This is a genomic window from Micromonospora sp. LOL_023 (genome assembly GCF_048060115.1).
Classification (GTDB): domain Bacteria; phylum Actinomycetota; class Actinomycetes; order Mycobacteriales; family Micromonosporaceae; genus Micromonospora_E.
On the sequence record NZ_JBHMIM010000021.1, the window covers coordinates 28,043 to 42,911 of the forward strand.

Here is a 14,869-nt window from a genome sequence, read left to right on the forward strand (position 1 = left end):
CGATCTGGCCGCGACCGTCGACCCAGGCCGACCGCTGGCCGACCAGCTGTTCCCGGCCGAGCCGCGCCACCGGGCGATCGCCCAAGAGCTGTACGCGTACGCCCGGCCGTTGCCGATCATCTCCCCGCACGGCCACGTCGACCCGGCGCTGCTGGCCGACGACGAACCGTTCCCGGACCCGGCGCGGCTGCTCGTGGTGCCGGACCACTACGTGACCCGCATGCTGCTCAGTCAGGGCGTCCCCCCCGGCGAGCTGGGCGTACCGACCCGGCCCGGCGTCCAGGCCCGCCCGCCGGCCGGCGACGGCGACTACACCATTGAGACCGACGGGCGGGCCATCTGGCACCGACTCGCCGCCAACTGGCACCTGTTCCGGGGTACCCCGTCGCGGGTGTGGCTGGAGAAGACCTTCGCCGAGGTGTTCGGGGTGACCGCCGCGCTGAGCCCGGCGACCGCCGACGAGATCTACGACGCGATCGCGGCGAAGCTGGCCGAGCCGGCGTACCGGCCCCGGGCCCTGTTCGAACGCTTCAACATCGAGGTGCTGGCCACCACCGAATCCCCGCTGGACGACCTGGGCCGGCACGCCAAGCTGGCCGCCGACGGCTGGGGTGGCCCCGGCGGGCGGGTGATCACCACGTTCCGGCCGGACAACGTCGTCGACTTCGAGTTCGACGACTGGCGTGACAACGTCACGACCCTCGGCACCATCACCGGCGAGGACACCGAGACGTACGCCGGGTTCCTCGCCGCGCTGCGTTCGCGCCGGCAGGCCTTCATCGCCGCCGGGGCGACCAGCTCCGACCACGGCCACCTGACCGCGCTCACCCTGAACCTGGACCGACGCGAGGCCGCCGAACTGTACGACCGCGGACTGCGCGGCGACGCCACCGCCGCCGACGCCGAGGCGTTCCGGGCGCAGATGCTGGTCGAGTTCGCCAGGATGTCCATCGAGGACGGTCTGGTGATGCAGCTGCACCCCGGCTCGGTGCGCAACCACAACAAATGGCTGTACGCCACCCACGGCCGCGACGTCGGCGGCGACATCCCGCAAGCCACCGAGTACCTGCACGCCCTTACGGCGCTGCTCGACTCCTACGGCAACGACCCGAGGCTGCGGCTGGTCGTCTACACCCTCGACGAGTACACCTTCACCCGCGAGCTGGCCCCGCTGGCCGGCGGGTACGCCGCCCTCTACCTCGGTGCCCCGTGGTGGTTCCTGGACTCCCCGGAGGTGCTGCGGCGCTTCCGTGAGGCGGTCACCGAGACCGCCGGCTTCTACAACACCGCCGGGTTCGTCGACGACACCCGGGCGTTCTGCTCCATCCCGGCCCGCCACGACGTGGCCCGCCGCGTCGACGCCGGCTACCTGGCCCGGCTCGTCGCCGAGCACCGGCTCAGCCTCGACGAGGCCGCCGAAACCATTGTCGACCTGGCGTACCGGCTGCCCAAGCGGGTCTTCAAGATCGGGGAGAAGCTGACATGAGCGTCACCATCACCGGCGTGGACGTGCACGACGTCCGGTTCCCGACCGCGGCGGCCGGCGACGGCTCGGACGCCATCAACCGGGGCGACTACTCGGCGACCTACGTCGAGCTGCGCACCGACTCACCCCACGGGGTCTTCGGCGCCGGCTTCACCTTCACCAACGGCCGGGGCAACGAGATCACCTGCGCGGCGGTACGCGCGTTGGCGCACCACGTCACCGGCCGTACCGTCGCCGAGATCTTCGCCGAACCGGTCGCCTTCTGGCGTTCGCTCACCGCCGACGTGCAACTGCGCTGGCTCGGCCCGGAGAAGGGCGTCATCCACATGGCGTCCGGTGCCCTGGTCAACGCCGTCTGGGACCTGCGGGCCAAGCTGGAGGGCAAACCGCTGTGGCGGCTGCTCGCCGAGCTGCCGACCGAGGAACTCGTCGCCAACATCGACTTCCACCACATCACCGACGCCATCACCCCCGACGAGGCCGCCGCGATCCTGGACAAGGGGCTGACCGGCCAGGCCGAGCGCCTCGCCGAGCTGGAGCGCGACGGGTTCCCGTCGTACACCACCTCGGTCGGCTGGCTCGGCTACCCCGACGACAAGGTGCGGGCGTTGACCCGGGCGGCGTACGCCGACGGTTGGCGGGCGATGAAGATGAAGGTCGGCGGCCCGATCGACGACGACGTCCGCCGGGCGCGGATCATCCGCGCCGAGATCGGCCCGGACGCGCTGCTGATGATGGACGCCAACCAGGTGTGGGACGTCGACGAGGCGATCGCCAACATGGCCCGGTTGGTCGAGGCCGACCCGTACTGGATCGAGGAGCCGACGCACGCCGACGACGTGCTCGGCCACGCCCGGATCGCCGCCGCAGTCACCGACCTGTCCGACGGGCGCTGCCGGGTGGCCACCGGCGAGGTCGCCGCCAACCGGGTGATCTTCAAGCAGTTGATGCAGGCCGAGGCGATCCGGGTCTGCCAGATCGACGCGTGCCGCATCGCCGGGGTCAACGAGGTGCTGTCGGTGATCCTGATGGCGGCCAAGTTCGGCGTGCCGATCTGCCCGCACTCCGGTGGCGTCGGCCTCTGTGAGTACGTGCAGCACCTGGCGATCTTCGACTACCTGCGGGTCGGCACCTCGCTGGACGGGCGGATGGTCGAGTACGTCGACCACCTGCACGAACACTTCGTCGACCCGGTCCGTACCCGTGGCGGGCGCTACCTGGTGCCCGACCAGCCCGGCTACAGCGCCACGATGAAGCCGGCCTCGATCGCCGAGTACTCGTTCCCGGACGGGCCGGTATGGCGGTGAACGGTGACATCCCGCTGCTCGGCCTCGGCACCCTCGACCGGGTGCCGGCGGCCAGCCGGCCACTGGTCCGCCCCGGCGACGTCGGCGCCGGAATCGTCCACCTAGGACTAGGTGCGTTCCACCGCGCCCACCAGGCGGTCTACACCGAGCAGGCGATCGCGCGGGCCGGCGGTGCCTGGGGAATCATCGGCGTCGCGCCGCGCAGCCTCGACGTGGTGCGCAACCTCGCCGACCAGGACGGTCTGTTCAGCGTCACCACGCTGTCCGCCGCCGGGGCGCAGGCCCAGGTGGTCGGGGCCCTCGCCGGCGTACGGCACGCGGCCAGCGACCCCGCGGCGATCGTGACGCTGCTCGCCGACCCGGCGATCCGGGTGGTCACGCTCACCGTGACGGAGAAGGCGTACCAGCTGGACCCGGTCACCGGACGGCTGCGCCCGGACGACGACGTCGCCGCAGACCTGAGCACCGACCGCGCCCCGGTCACCGTGCCGGGGCTGCTGCTGCGCGGGCTGCTCGCCCGCGCCGCCGCCGACGCCGGGCCGCTGGCCCTGGTCAGCTGCGACAACCTGCCGTCGAACGGCCGGCGACTGCACGGCCTGGTCACCGAGGCCCTGGCGTACGCGAAGGTCCCCGCCGGGGCGGCCGACTGGGTGCGCGCCAACGTCACCTTCCCCAGCACCATGGTCGACCGGATCGTCCCGGCCGCCACCGCGCAGACGCTGGCCACCGCCCGGCAGGCGCTGGGCGTGACCGACCTGGCGGCGATCGGCGGCGAGCCGTACTCGCAGTGGGTGATCGAGGATGACTTCCCCGGTGGTCGGCCGGCCTGGGATCGGGCCGGCGCGGTGCTGACCGACGACGCCGGGCCGTGGGAGCGGCTCAAGCTGCGCGGGCTCAACGGCGTGCACTCGGCGATCGCGTACCTGGGGGCGTTGGCCGGCCGGGAGACGATCGCCGAGGCGCTGCGGATTCCGGGGCTGGCCGACGTGCTGCGGTGCATCGTCGCCGAGGACGTCGCCACCAGCTTCACCCCGCCGGGTGGGGTATCGGTGGTCGACTACGGCGAATCGGTGCTGGAGCGGTTCGCCAACCCGGCGATCCGGCACCGCACCATCCAGGTGGCGATGGACGGCAGCCAGAAGCTGCCGCAGCGGGTGCTGCACACGATGATGGACCGGCGGGCGGCCGGGCAGCCGGCGTACTGGTCGGCACTGGTGGTCGCGGCCTGGATGCGGTTCGTCCAGGGCCGCGCCGACGACGGCACCGAGCTGCCGTTGAACGACCCGTTGGCCGGGCCGATCCGGGCGGCGCTGGCCGGCAGCGCCGGCACCCCCGCGTCGGTGGTCGACGCGTTGCTCGGGCTGACCGAGGTCTTTCCACCGGAACTGGCCGCCGACCCGGTGGTCCGGGAGAGCATCGTCGGCTGGCTGACCGCGCTGCACGGGCACGGCGCGGTCGATGCGTTGGCCAAGGCCGCGCCCTGACCGGCTTTGCACATAGGAGGTTTGCGACGTGACGACCGAGCCGCCCCGGGTGGCCCTGATCGGCGCCAACGGGCACGGGCTGTGGCACCGGCGGCAGATCGCCCCGCTGCACGACAGCGGCGTGCTGCGGCTGGTCGGCCTGGTCGACGTACGCCCGGTCCGGCCGGCCCCGGGCGCGCCGATCCCGGCTGGGGTCGGGGTCTTCACCGACCATCGGCAGCTGCTGGCGCGGACCCGGCCGGACGTGGTGGTGATCTGCACCCCGCCGTACACCCACCTGCCGATCGCCCTCGACGCCCTGGCCGCCGGTGCGGACCTGCTGCTGGAGAAGCCGCCGGTGCTCTCGCTCGACGAGCACCGACGGCTCGCCGCCGCCCTGGCCCGGCACGGCCGGGTGTGTCAGGTCGGCTTCCAGGCGCTCGGGTCGGCGGCGTTGGCCGAACTGACCGCCGCGGCGACCGACGGCCGGCTCGGCACGGTCACCGGCATCTCGACGGTGGCGTCCTGGCAGCGCGACGACGCCTACTACCAGCGGTCGCCGTGGGCCGGGCGGCGCACCGTCGACGGCCGGCCGTCGCTGGACGGTGCGCTGGCAAATCCGCTGGCGCACGCCACCATGCAGTGCCTGGCGGTGGCCGGCGTGGTGGACGGCGGCCCGCCGGTGCTGGTGGAGCTGGAACGCTACCGGGTCCGCCCGATCGAGGTGGACGACACCGCGTCGATGCGGGTCACCCTGGAATCCGGCCTGGCGATCGTGGTGGCGGTGACCCTGGCCGGAGAGGAGTTCGTTCCCGGTGAGGTGCTGGTGCACGGCACGGCTGGCACCGGCGTGCTGGAGTATCCGACGGACCGGTTGCGGCTGCCCGGGGAGCGGGTGATGCGGCGGGTGCCGGAACGGACCGGCCTGCTGGAGAACCTGCTGGCCCACCTGCGGGACCCGGCCGACGTGCCGTTGATCGCCCCGCTGGCCCGCACCGAGCCGTTCACCGCTCTGCTGGAAGTGGTGCAGACGGCACCCGAGCCGCAGCTGGTCGCAACGGAGCACGTGGCGGCGACCGGAGCGGCCGGCACCGACCGGGTGGTGACGATCAAGGGGATCAACGCGGTGTTGCGGCGGGCCGCCGCCGAGTTGTCACTGTTCTCCGAGCTCGACGTGGCATGGGCGGTACGCCCGCGGCGGACCCGACTGGATCGGGAGGTGACGGCCGGCGGCTGAGCCCCTGCAAATCGACAGCCGTATCAGTATTGAGAAAATCGGACGAAGTGTCACCGACCTCGGCAAATCTTCGCCGGGTAAACAATTTGTGCCTGATTGATCTGCAAACAACCTGCAAACAAAGCCCATTGACTTACTTCTTTGTAATATTTTATCGTTTGGGATCAGGAAGATTGCGTGAGTGTTGCGTGATCCACCCCTAACGATAGTGCGGAGTATGGCAATGCGACTGAGGAAAATGACTGCCGTCGTGGTCGGAGTGGCCCTCGTGGCGGTGCTGCCGGGGGCGGCGCTGGCCGGGGGCAACGACAAGAACTCCGACCGGCTGTCCTGGGTGGCCCGGTCGCTGGGCCGGCAGGTGCTGCCGACCAACGACGGCTGGGCCGCAGCCGGCCCCGGCACCACCGGCGGCGCGGCCGCCAGCGCCGACCAGGTGTACGTCGTCGGCAGCCGTACCGAGCTGGTCGACGCGCTCGGCGGCGACAACGCCACCAACCGGACCAACGCCACCCCGAAGATCATTTACGTCAAGGGCACCGTCAACGGCTTCGACGACCCCGACGGCACCCGACTCACCTGCGCCGACCTGGCCGACCCCGAATACGACTTCGACGAGTTCCTGGCCACCTACGACCCGGCGGTATGGGGTCGGGTGAATCCCAGCGGGCCGCTGGAGGACGCTCGGCGTCGGTCGGTGACCAACCAGACCGCGCAGACGCAGATCAACGTCGGCCCCAACACCACCATCATCGGCCTGCGGGGAGCGACCTTCGAGAACCTCACCCTGATGGTGGACAGCGCCAACAACGTCATCGTCCGCAACCTACTATTCGACGACGCGTACGACTGCTTTCCCGCCTGGTCGCCCAACGACGGCGACGCCGGCAACTGGAACTCGCAGTACGACCTGATGTCGGTGCGACGCTCGGAGAACGTCTGGGTCGACCACAACACCTTCACCGACGGCGACAACCCGGACAGCGCCCAACCGGTCCACTTCGGTCGTCCGTTGCAGGTGCACGACGGTGCGCTGGACATCACCCACACCGCGAGCCTGGTCACCGTTTCCTACAACAAGTTCGACGGGCGCGACAAGGTCATGCTGATCGGCTCGTCGAACACCGTCGGCCCGGACGTCGGCCGGCTCAACGTCACCCTGCACCACAACATCTTCGACGGCAGTCTGCAGCGGCTGCCCCGGATCCGGTTCGGCCAGGTGGACGTCTACAACAACCACTACAAACTGTCCGGCGACGATTTCGAGTACGCCGTCGGTGTCGGCGTGCAGGGTGCGCCGTACCTGCAGAACAACGCGTTTCACCTGGCTCCCGGCATCGCCACCGCCGACCTGCTCTACGACTGGGGCGGCACCGTCGTCACCGAGCAGGGGAACTGGGTAGCCGAAGGCCGCCGGCCACTGCGCCCGGCCAGCCTGCTCGACGCCTACAACGCGGTGAACGAACCGGACCTCGGCGCCGACGCCGGCTGGACGCCGACCCTGCGGCACGGCCCGGTCCTGCCGGCCGTCGCCGTCCCGCTCTACACCAGGCTCACCGCCGGCGCCGGCAAGCTGCCGGTCTGAGGCTGCCGACCCACATGACCCCCGCGGGCAGTGGCGGCCCCGCTGCCCGCGGGTCCACAACCGACCAGGACCAGGGTACGGGCGACTACAGCCCGGGTTTCCCGCACTCAGGCACCGGTCGGCACCAGTTAGGCGCACCACGACGTCGTGGTGCCAACCGAAGGAGTGCTTGTGCAGAGCAGAGGAAGAAGTCTCCGGCGTGGTCTGTTAGCTGCGCTCGGTGCGAGCGCCATCACCGCGGCGCTGATCGTCGGGGTGACCACCAACGCCCAGGCAGCGACATTGTTCTCGGATGACTTCGAGAGCGGCGGAACCAGCGACTGGTCCAAGTCCGGTGGCAGCTGGGAGGTCGTCTCCGACGGCAGCCGGGTGCTGCGGCAGGACAACACCGGTAGCAACCTGGCACGGTTCTTCGCCGGCAGCACCAGCTGGACCGACTACCAGCTGCAGGCCCGGGTCAAGCCGTTGTCGTTCAACGGTTCCGACCGCTTCGTCGGCATCGCCACCCGGGTCGCCAGCAACACCAAGATGTACCGGCTGGCGCTGACCAACAGCAATCGTGCCGAACTGCAGGTGGTCAACGGAAGCTCGGTCGACGTGCTCGGCTCAGCCTCGCTGACGGTGTCCACCGGCACCTGGTACACCCTGCGGATCGAGTCGAGCGGCAGCAACATCCGGGGCTTCGTCAACGGCAGCCAGATCGGCTCCGGCAGCGACGGCTCCTACGGCTCCGGCCAGATTGCCCTGGTCACCGGGTACGCCGGGGCCAGCTACGACGACGTCAGCGTGGACACCATCGGTTCCGGACCGAACCCGACCACGCCGGGACCGAACCCGACCACGCCGGGACCGAACCCGACCACCCCACCGCCGGGACCGGTCCCGACCGGACTGGTCGGCTGGGCCACCCAGAACGGCGGAACCACCGGTGGCGGCAACGCGTCCGCGATCACCGTTACCAGCGCCTCGGCGCTGGAGTCGGCAGTCGGCTCCTCCGGCGCGGCAGTGATCCGGGTCTCCGGCACGATCTCCTGCTCCGGGATGCTGCGGGTGCGGGACAACAAGTCGATTCTGGGAGTCGGCTCCTCGGCAACCATCTCCGGCTGTGGTTTCACCATCAACGGCAACCGCAACGTCATCATCCGCAACATCAATTTCCGCAACTGGAATGACGACGCGATCAATGTCGAGAGCGGCGCGACCAACGTCTGGGTCGACCACAACAGCTTCACCAACGGCTACGACGGCGCGGTGGACATCAAGCGCGGCTCGGACTTCGTCACCGTCTCCTGGAACCGCGTCTTCAGCCACGGGAAGTCGATGCTGCTCGGCCACTCCGACGACAACGCCAGCCAGGATCGCGGCCATCTGCGGGTGTCGTACCACCACAACTGGTTCGACGGCTCCGACACCCGGCACCCGCGGGTCCGCTTCGGTAACCCGGTGCACGTGTTCAACAACTACTACTACGACAACGAGTACGGTGTCGCGTCCACCATGGGTGCCGGCGTACTCGTGGAGGGCAACTACTTCGAGAAGGTCGACGATCCGACCCTGGTCGGCTACGCCTCCTCGGGCCCGGGCAGCCTGGTGCAGCGCAACAACCACTTCGTTGGCTCAGGCAGCCCAGAGTCGTCGGGCAGCGTTGCGAGCATCCCGTACTCGTACTCGCTGACCACCGCAAGTCAGATCAAGTCGGTGGTCACCAACGGCGCCGGCACCGGCAAGATCGGTCTCTGATCCGTCCAATGTGACAGCCGAGACGGCCGGCCTCCCGATCGGGAGGCCGGCCGTTCGACGTAGCAGTTACCGGACAGCGTCAGCTGTCAGCGGCGTGGGTCAGAGCCGCCGGCCGTGCTCGGCGTGGAAGACGTGGTGCTGGCCCGGACGCGGCCGGACGAACACGGTGTCGTTCATGGCCGGCATGTGCCGCCGGTCGGTGCGCACCACGAACCGCTCCGAGGCGCCGTCGAGCGTGGCATGGCCGTAGACGTTGGCGTCCGAACCGAGGTCCTCGACCAACTCGACCACCAGCGGCATGCCGCCCTCGGTCGGGCTGACCAGGTCGCAGTCCTCCGGGCGGAAACCGACGGTCACCTGGTTGGCGCCGCCGTCGGCCCTGGCCGCCTCGACCTGCTGGCGGCTGAGCTGCAGGGTCAGATCGGCGAAGAGCGCACCCTGGTCGGTCAGCGGGACCGTCTTGATGTTCATCGCAGGCGAGCCCATGAAGCCGGCGACGAAGACGTTCGCCGGTACGTCGTACAGGTTCCGCGGGGTGTCGACCTGCTGCAGCACGCCGTCGAGCAGCACCGCCACCCGGTGGCCCATCGTCATCGCCTCGACCTGGTCGTGCGTGACGTAGACGGTGGTGACGCCAAGGTTGGCCTGCAGCGAGGCGATCTGGGTACGGGTCTGCACCCGCAGCTTCGCGTCGAGGTTCGACAGCGGCTCGTCCATCAGGAAGACCTGCGGCTCCCGGACGATCGCCCGGCCCATCGCGACCCGCTGGCGCTGACCACCGGAGAGCGCCTTCGGCTTGCGGTTGAGGTACTCCTCCAACTGCAGCAGGGCGGCGGCCTTCTTGACCCGCTGGTCGATCTCCGACTTAGAGGTCCGGCGCAGCTTCAGCGCGAAGGCCATGTTCTCGTACACAGTCATGTGCGGGTAGAGCGCGTAGTTCTGGAAGACCATCGCGATGTCGCGAGCCTTGGGCGGCAGGTGCGTGACGTCGCGGTCGTCGATCAGGATGCGACCGTCGTCGACGTCCTCCAGGCCGGCGAGCATCCGCAGGCTGGTGGACTTGCCGCAGCCGGAGGGACCGACCAGTACCAGGAACTCGCCGTCACCGATCTCGAGGTTCAGGTTGTTGACGGCGGGGCGTTCGGTGCCCGCGTAGATCCGGGACGCCTGGTCGTAGGTGACCGTAGCCATGGTGATGCTTCCTCTCCACCGGCAGGAACGTGCCGGACGATCCGAGTGAAGGAGCGACCGGCGTGTCCGCCGGCCCACGACGCACCTGGCTGGAGGCCACGTGTCGTTCGTGTCACGCCACGGTAAACGGGATTTGGTCGGCTGCCAAGACCGGAGCGGCCTGCCGGTACCGCAGATTCAGGACATAACGTAACCCAGGGTGGGAATCGCTACCCTCCGTCGAGGTCTCGGTCGCCACGGGCCGGCCGGCAGCGGGAAAGATCGATAGGACGGACCGGCCGATGCGGCGGTAACGCCACGTCAGTGGCTATGCTGACCCTGTACGACACTGCCCCTGTAGCTCAGATGGCCAGAGCACTCGCCTTGTAAGCGAGATGTCGCCGGTTCGATCCCGGCCGGGGGCTCCATTCCCCAAGAGCACCAACGCGGGCCACCGGCAACCCCGGTGACCCGCGTCGTCTCGGTTCCAGTCTCAGCTGTCGTCGTTTCTGCCCTGCGCTGCGGGTACGTCGGCGGGTTCAAGGGGCGCGGAGCCAGCGGCGGCGACTGCTTCGGCGAGCGTCGGGGCGGTGAAGACGACCTTGCGAGGGCCCGCGTTGGTTTCGGCAGATGGCCGCGATTCTCGCGGTAGCTGTACTTTGCAACGGTCCGGGGTGAGGAGCACGGTGAGCGTCACACCGGGGTACTTGGCGGCAAGCGTGGTGAGTAGGAGCACCGGATCGTCCTGGCCAGCGAGCACGTCACGGGGGTGACCAACATCAACACCGACGGTGTTGTTGTTGGTGGGTGTCAGGATCGCGGTGTACGGGTCGGTGGGCACAGCGCGGTCGCTGGCGTTGCGGAGATCGCGCAGGGCACGGTCGACGGCACGGGAGACGGTGCGGTGATGCGCGCCCGGCACCCAGCGGAGTAGGTCGGTGGTGGCTTCGGGTGGTGCGACGCGGGCACCCCAACGAAGCCCTTGTACGAGGTGGGGCGCACCTGCATTGGCGCGGTGGTCGGCGACGGACAGCGCAACGACCAAGCCGAGAACGTGCACGAGCCTGACCATGGTGGCCAGCGACGGGGCGGCCGGCGGGGCGGCCTGTAAGAGGATCCGGCCGCCGGGCTGCCCAGTGGTGACTTGCCGCAGGTAGGTCTCCAGCGGATCGGCGTCGGCGTCGGGCAGGCACACACGGCCGTCGAGTAGATCGTGCTCCGGCAGGTAGCTGGCGTCGATCAGTGGTGCGATGCCGTCCGGGTCGAGGCCCAGTGCGGTGAGCTGAGGCCGGAGTTGGTACTCCGGCGGCAGTTGGCGGACGAGTTGACTACTGGACTAGGTGTCGACCGGCGGGGTGACGACGGGTAGGGCGGCGTACTCGGTGGGGTGGTGTGGGGTTGGCCAGGTGAGGTGTCGGACCCGGCGGCCACCGTCGAAGATGGAGATGGCAGTGCCGTGGAAAATCCGGTGGGTGCCGTGGCAGGTGAGGCAGCCGCCGATCCGGGGGCACTGGCAGAGGCTCAGGTCAGGGGTGGGCGGGCAGCTCGGGCACGGGGCGTACGGGATCGGTGGGCCCTGCCATGAGGGCGGAGGCGGCTGCCAGGCCCGGTGTGCGGCCTTGCCTGCAAGCCGCAGCGTGGTGTGCCACCAGCGACCGTCGCGCCAGATGGCGTGCGCGCCGGGTGTCGGCTCGCCGGTCAGCAGGGTGGTGCAGTCGGCGAGAATGCGGCGTTCGAGCTGGTCGACGTCGACCTTGGGCGGGCCGAGGCTCGTGATGTCCCTGGTGCCGGGGCCGCCGTGGGCGTTGCCGGTGCGGGGGGCGATGTAGTGGGCGGGGGCGTGCCGGCCGTGCTCGGCCAGGTTCGCGGCGGCCCGGGTCACGGTGGTCATGACGGTGGCTTCGGCCAGGTCGGACCAGGGGGCAAGGCGGTCACCGGCCGGGCTGCCGGGCAGTTCGAAGCGTACGTCCCAGCCGAGCCTGTCACTGTCGGGTGTGGTTCGGCGGGCTTCGATGACCAGGTCGAGGCAGAGTAGTTCGGCGACTTCGCAGAGGTTGGCGAGCCGGCGTGCCGGGTCGGCAGGTGGCGGTTCGGTGCTACGTCCGAGCCAGATCTGCCACGGGTCGCGGGCCTCGTCGACGATCGCCTCGGTTTCGTAGGCGAGACGTTGCGCGGCGGGCAGGTCGGGCTGCCAACCATCCGGCAGGTCGGTCCACGGGGCGAAGACCGGGTCGTCGGGCTGGTCCGGCTCGTAGATGTGAGTGGCGCCGACTTGGTCGGCGAGGTCGGCGACGACCGGGGTCAGATCGAGGCACCAGAAGAGGTTGTCGGCGTCGCGGGTCGGCAAGATCGAGCCGGGCGTCACGTTGGCGGAGGTGACGGCTCCGGTGTCGATGTTCGCGACGGTTAGGACGAGCTGTGCGCGCCGTTTGCCGTGGCCGCCGCAGCGGCGACAGTCCGCGGCACCGGGGGCTTTGGTGGTGCAGGCGGGGCAGTTGACGATGGTGACTGCCCCGCCCGCTGGTGGTGTCGGCCCGGTCACCGGTGCACGCCCGCCGGGTAGGCGCTGGACTGGCTCAGGGTTGCCTGGGTGGACTGCCAGCGGCGCAGCGCGTCCTTGATCCGGTCGTTCTGCTCCCACGTGCGGTCCAGCTCGGCGTACAGGATGCCGAGGTCGTGGGCGACGCGGTCGAGGAACGCGGCGACTTCGGCGGGGTCCAGGCCGCGGCCGCCGCCGCGTCGGCTGACCGTCGGGAAGCGCTGGCTGCGGATCTGCCAGGGTCGGATCGGCCGGTACGCCGCCGCCCGCTGGTTGCGGCCAGCGGTGCTGCCGGGTGCCCGGTAGACGCCGTTGCCGCCGCCGTTCGGCCAGGTGGCCGGCGGTGTGGTCGCCATCTTGCGTCGTTGCCAGCGCAGTTGCCAGCGTCGCCAGAGCTCTCGCATCACGTGTTCCTCCCCTTGGCTGTGGTCTGCCTCGCTCGTTTGTGGTGCGGGTAGTGCCCGGTGCCGGGTACGGGTGGATGGGGTGGCCCTGCCGCTTGCCGTTGCCGGCGGGGCCACCCCTGCCGCCAATCGCCGCAGCCTTCCTTGGCGGTACGGCGACCAGGGCAAACTTTCGGGGCCGGGACGCCCAACGGCATGACTCGCTGCACGCCCCGACCGGAGGTGAGCGCCCCAAGCTGCCGTGCAAGGAGTGCTCGCCAGAAACATAGGCGGCTAAGTCGCCTATGTCAACGAGTCCTTGTCGCAGTCACGTGTTTCGTGATCGAATCGGGTTGCCGTGCAAGGAGACTCAATTGCCCACGCAGCCCGACTATGTCCGGATTTCGGATGCCTACGCCGCCGCGATCGTCAGCGGCCGGCTCAAGCCGGGGGAGAAGCTGCCCTCGATTGCCGAAATGAGCAAGCGCTACACGGTCGGTGCCACGACCATCAAAATGGTGCTCGTGCGGCTGGAAGCACGTCGGCTGGTCCGGCGCCACCAGGGCAAGGGCACCTTTGTCGAGCCCCGCGACCGGTGGCTGCTGCCCGACAGTGACGACGACGATGACGAGCCGGAGTTCGAAATCTGACAGGACTCGCCACGATGCTCGGGGGCGTGTCACGGACGAGGACTGTGGAGATCGTTCGTCGGCGAGGCTTCCCCGAGCAGATCGACGTGGTCGGCAACCAGGGCGTGATCAAATGGGCATGCCATCCGGGGGGTGTGTATGCCCAAGCAGCAGTACCAAGTTCTTGCCGACGAACTCCGAGCGAAGATTGAGTCTGGCGAGTGGCCACCGGGCACCAAGCTGCCCAGTCGGTCCCAGCTCTGTCGCGAGTACGACGTGTCGGACACCGTCGTCGGCAAGGCGATGATGATCCTGCGTGCCACCGGGCTGACCGAGACCCTCGAAGGAGTCGGCGTCTTCGTGGCCGAACCGAAGTAGGGGTAGACGACTTCGCCGTGTCGCAACCAATTGGCTGGGCTCTGCCGGCCTACAAGGTCACGGTTCGATGGTGATCCGAGCCCGATCGTCCTTCCGGGGCAGACCTCTTGTCGCCTGGCTCCGATAGCATCAGCCGGCCCTGCGTACAGCAGGTTGCCAGCCCGCTCCAAGCTGCCTGTTTCGACAGGCGCCCACGGGGGCCCTCTTCAAGGAGTAGGTAGAACATGTCTGACCCCTCAACGCCGCAGTATCCGGGTGCGCCTGACGGGCAGCCGGTGCCGCCGGCTGGCGCCGCCCCGGGCCCGGCGTACCCCGGCCAGCCGGTTGCGCCGATGGCCGCACCGCCCAAGAAGTCCAAGGCCGGCAAGATCATCCTGATCGTGCTCGCCGCCGTGCTGCTGCTCTGCATCGGCGGGTCGGCCATCACCTACTTCGCGGTCAAGGACACCGTCGGTGAAGTCCTCGAGGCGACCCAGACCCGCCTGGTCACCCCGGACACCATCGCCGGCCGCGACCTCAACGCCGACGCCGAGTTCCAGAGCCTCGCCGAGGAGATGGGCGCCGGGCTGGCGGCCGACGTGCCCGAGTCGACCAGCTCCATCGGTGCGTTCTACGGCGACGTCGAGCAGGAGAACCTGGTGATGATCGCCGGTGTCTCCGGCGTGATGGCCGACCCGGAGCAGGAGCTGGCCGACGCCACCGAAGGCGACGCGATGGGCCTCGGGATGACCAACATCACCGACGTCGACGCCGGTCCGAAGGGCGGCACCGCGCGGTGCGGCGACGCCGACCTCGAAGGCGTCCCCGGTGGGGTCTGCGTCTGGTCGAGCCGCGGAGCCCTGGTGCTGTACGTGTTCTACTTCAGCACCGGTGCGGAAGCCGGCGCCGCGCTCGTCGAGATCCGGGACGCGGTCGAGCAGACCAGCTGAGCCTGGAGCACCGACTACTGCTGAAC

The 14,869-nt window shown here is 69.7% G+C and carries 13 protein-coding genes and 1 tRNA gene; 10 read left to right on the top strand and 4 right to left on the bottom strand.

Features of this window, described 5'->3' with window-relative positions:
* The first annotated feature begins 34 nt into the window (after nucleotides 1-34).
* From uxaC to ACFHVL_RS13755, 6 genes are all read left to right on the top strand, one after another.
* On the top strand, nucleotides 35-1,486 hold the full coding sequence (gene uxaC / locus ACFHVL_RS13730; protein ID WP_416628181.1) for a glucuronate isomerase: 1,452 nt from the start codon (nucleotides 35-37) through the stop codon (nucleotides 1,484-1,486).
* Nucleotides 1,483-2,793 carry an enolase C-terminal domain-like protein gene (locus ACFHVL_RS13735; protein ID WP_416628107.1) on the top strand — a complete coding sequence of 437 codons (1,311 nt, stop codon included), beginning with the start codon at nucleotides 1,483-1,485 and terminating at the stop codon, nucleotides 2,791-2,793. Before uxaC ends, ACFHVL_RS13735 begins: the two co-directional genes overlap by 4 nt.
* Entirely contained in the window at nucleotides 2,784-4,277 is a 1,494-nt protein-coding gene (locus ACFHVL_RS13740) for a mannitol dehydrogenase family protein (RefSeq protein WP_416628108.1), read from the top strand. Before ACFHVL_RS13735 ends, ACFHVL_RS13740 begins: the two co-directional genes overlap by 10 nt.
* 28 nt (nucleotides 4,278-4,305) lie before the next feature.
* Nucleotides 4,306-5,493 (top strand): Gfo/Idh/MocA family protein, encoded by a 1,188-nt coding sequence (locus ACFHVL_RS13745; RefSeq protein ID WP_416628109.1) that lies wholly within the window; start codon nucleotides 4,306-4,308, stop codon nucleotides 5,491-5,493.
* Nucleotides 5,494-5,731: 238 nt separating this feature from the next.
* Nucleotides 5,732-7,075 (top strand): pectate lyase family protein, encoded by a 1,344-nt coding sequence (locus ACFHVL_RS13750; RefSeq protein ID WP_416628111.1) that lies wholly within the window; start codon nucleotides 5,732-5,734, stop codon nucleotides 7,073-7,075.
* A 171-nt stretch (nucleotides 7,076-7,246) separates the two neighbouring features.
* The gene (locus ACFHVL_RS13755; protein WP_416628112.1) at nucleotides 7,247-8,815 is read left to right on the top strand and encodes a pectate lyase family protein; all 1,569 of its coding nucleotides are present in this window, start codon (nucleotides 7,247-7,249) and stop codon (nucleotides 8,813-8,815) included.
* A 99-nt stretch (nucleotides 8,816-8,914) separates the two neighbouring features.
* Here the strand turns inward: ACFHVL_RS13755 and ACFHVL_RS13760 are convergent, their stop codons facing one another.
* Nucleotides 8,915-10,006, bottom strand: coding sequence for an ABC transporter ATP-binding protein (locus ACFHVL_RS13760; RefSeq protein WP_416628114.1), 1,092 nt, complete (start codon nucleotides 10,004-10,006; stop codon nucleotides 8,915-8,917).
* A 330-nt stretch (nucleotides 10,007-10,336) separates the two neighbouring features.
* Between ACFHVL_RS13760 and ACFHVL_RS13765 the strand changes: the two genes are divergently transcribed.
* A tRNA-Thr gene (locus ACFHVL_RS13765) sits at nucleotides 10,337-10,413 on the top strand.
* A gap of 65 nt (nucleotides 10,414-10,478) precedes the next feature.
* On the opposite strand, the gene ACFHVL_RS13770 is transcribed toward ACFHVL_RS13765, so the two are convergent.
* From ACFHVL_RS13770 to ACFHVL_RS13780, 3 genes are all read right to left on the bottom strand, one after another.
* Complete coding sequence (locus ACFHVL_RS13770) at nucleotides 10,479-11,180, bottom strand: hypothetical protein (protein ID WP_416628115.1); 702 nt, start codon at nucleotides 11,178-11,180, stop codon at nucleotides 10,479-10,481.
* Nucleotides 11,181-11,321: 141 nt separating this feature from the next.
* Nucleotides 11,322-12,527, bottom strand: coding sequence for a hypothetical protein (locus ACFHVL_RS13775; RefSeq protein WP_416628116.1), 1,206 nt, complete (start codon nucleotides 12,525-12,527; stop codon nucleotides 11,322-11,324).
* Nucleotides 12,524-12,928: a DivIVA domain-containing protein gene (locus ACFHVL_RS13780; RefSeq protein WP_416628117.1), complete on the bottom strand. Its 405-nt coding sequence runs from the start codon at nucleotides 12,926-12,928 to the stop codon at nucleotides 12,524-12,526. The genes ACFHVL_RS13775 and ACFHVL_RS13780 overlap by 4 nt, the downstream gene beginning before the upstream one ends.
* A gap of 353 nt (nucleotides 12,929-13,281) precedes the next feature.
* Between ACFHVL_RS13780 and ACFHVL_RS13785 the strand changes: the two genes are divergently transcribed.
* The 3 genes from ACFHVL_RS13785 (at nucleotide 13,282) to ACFHVL_RS13795 (ending at nucleotide 14,843) form a co-directional block, all read left to right on the top strand.
* The gene (locus tag ACFHVL_RS13785; RefSeq protein WP_416628119.1) at nucleotides 13,282-13,557 is read left to right on the top strand and encodes a winged helix-turn-helix domain-containing protein; all 276 of its coding nucleotides are present in this window, start codon (nucleotides 13,282-13,284) and stop codon (nucleotides 13,555-13,557) included.
* Between the two features lie 138 nt (nucleotides 13,558-13,695).
* Nucleotides 13,696-13,914: a winged helix-turn-helix domain-containing protein gene (locus tag ACFHVL_RS13790; protein ID WP_281551357.1), complete on the top strand. Its 219-nt coding sequence runs from the start codon at nucleotides 13,696-13,698 to the stop codon at nucleotides 13,912-13,914.
* Nucleotides 13,915-14,138: 224 nt separating this feature from the next.
* On the top strand, nucleotides 14,139-14,843 hold the full coding sequence (locus ACFHVL_RS13795) for a hypothetical protein (RefSeq protein ID WP_416628121.1): 705 nt from the start codon (nucleotides 14,139-14,141) through the stop codon (nucleotides 14,841-14,843).
* Nucleotides 14,844-14,869 lie beyond the last annotated feature (26 nt).

Excerpts from the sequence above, each read along its gene's own strand:
- ACFHVL_RS13740 (WP_416628108.1), top strand. The coding sequence starts at position 2,784 with ATGGCGGTGAACGGTGACATCCCGCTGCTCGGCCTCGGCACCCTCGAC.
- ACFHVL_RS13735 (WP_416628107.1), top strand. The coding sequence starts at position 1,483 with ATGAGCGTCACCATCACCGGCGTGGACGTGCACGACGTCCGGTTCCCG.
- ACFHVL_RS13780 (WP_416628117.1), bottom strand. The coding sequence starts at position 12,928 with ATGCGAGAGCTCTGGCGACGCTGGCAACTGCGCTGGCAACGACGCAAG.
- ACFHVL_RS13750 (WP_416628111.1), top strand. The coding sequence starts at position 5,732 with ATGACTGCCGTCGTGGTCGGAGTGGCCCTCGTGGCGGTGCTGCCGGGG.
- ACFHVL_RS13795 (WP_416628121.1), top strand. The coding sequence starts at position 14,139 with ATGTCTGACCCCTCAACGCCGCAGTATCCGGGTGCGCCTGACGGGCAG.
- ACFHVL_RS13790 (WP_281551357.1), top strand. The coding sequence starts at position 13,696 with ATGCCCAAGCAGCAGTACCAAGTTCTTGCCGACGAACTCCGAGCGAAG.
- ACFHVL_RS13760 (WP_416628114.1), bottom strand. The coding sequence starts at position 10,006 with ATGGCTACGGTCACCTACGACCAGGCGTCCCGGATCTACGCGGGCACC.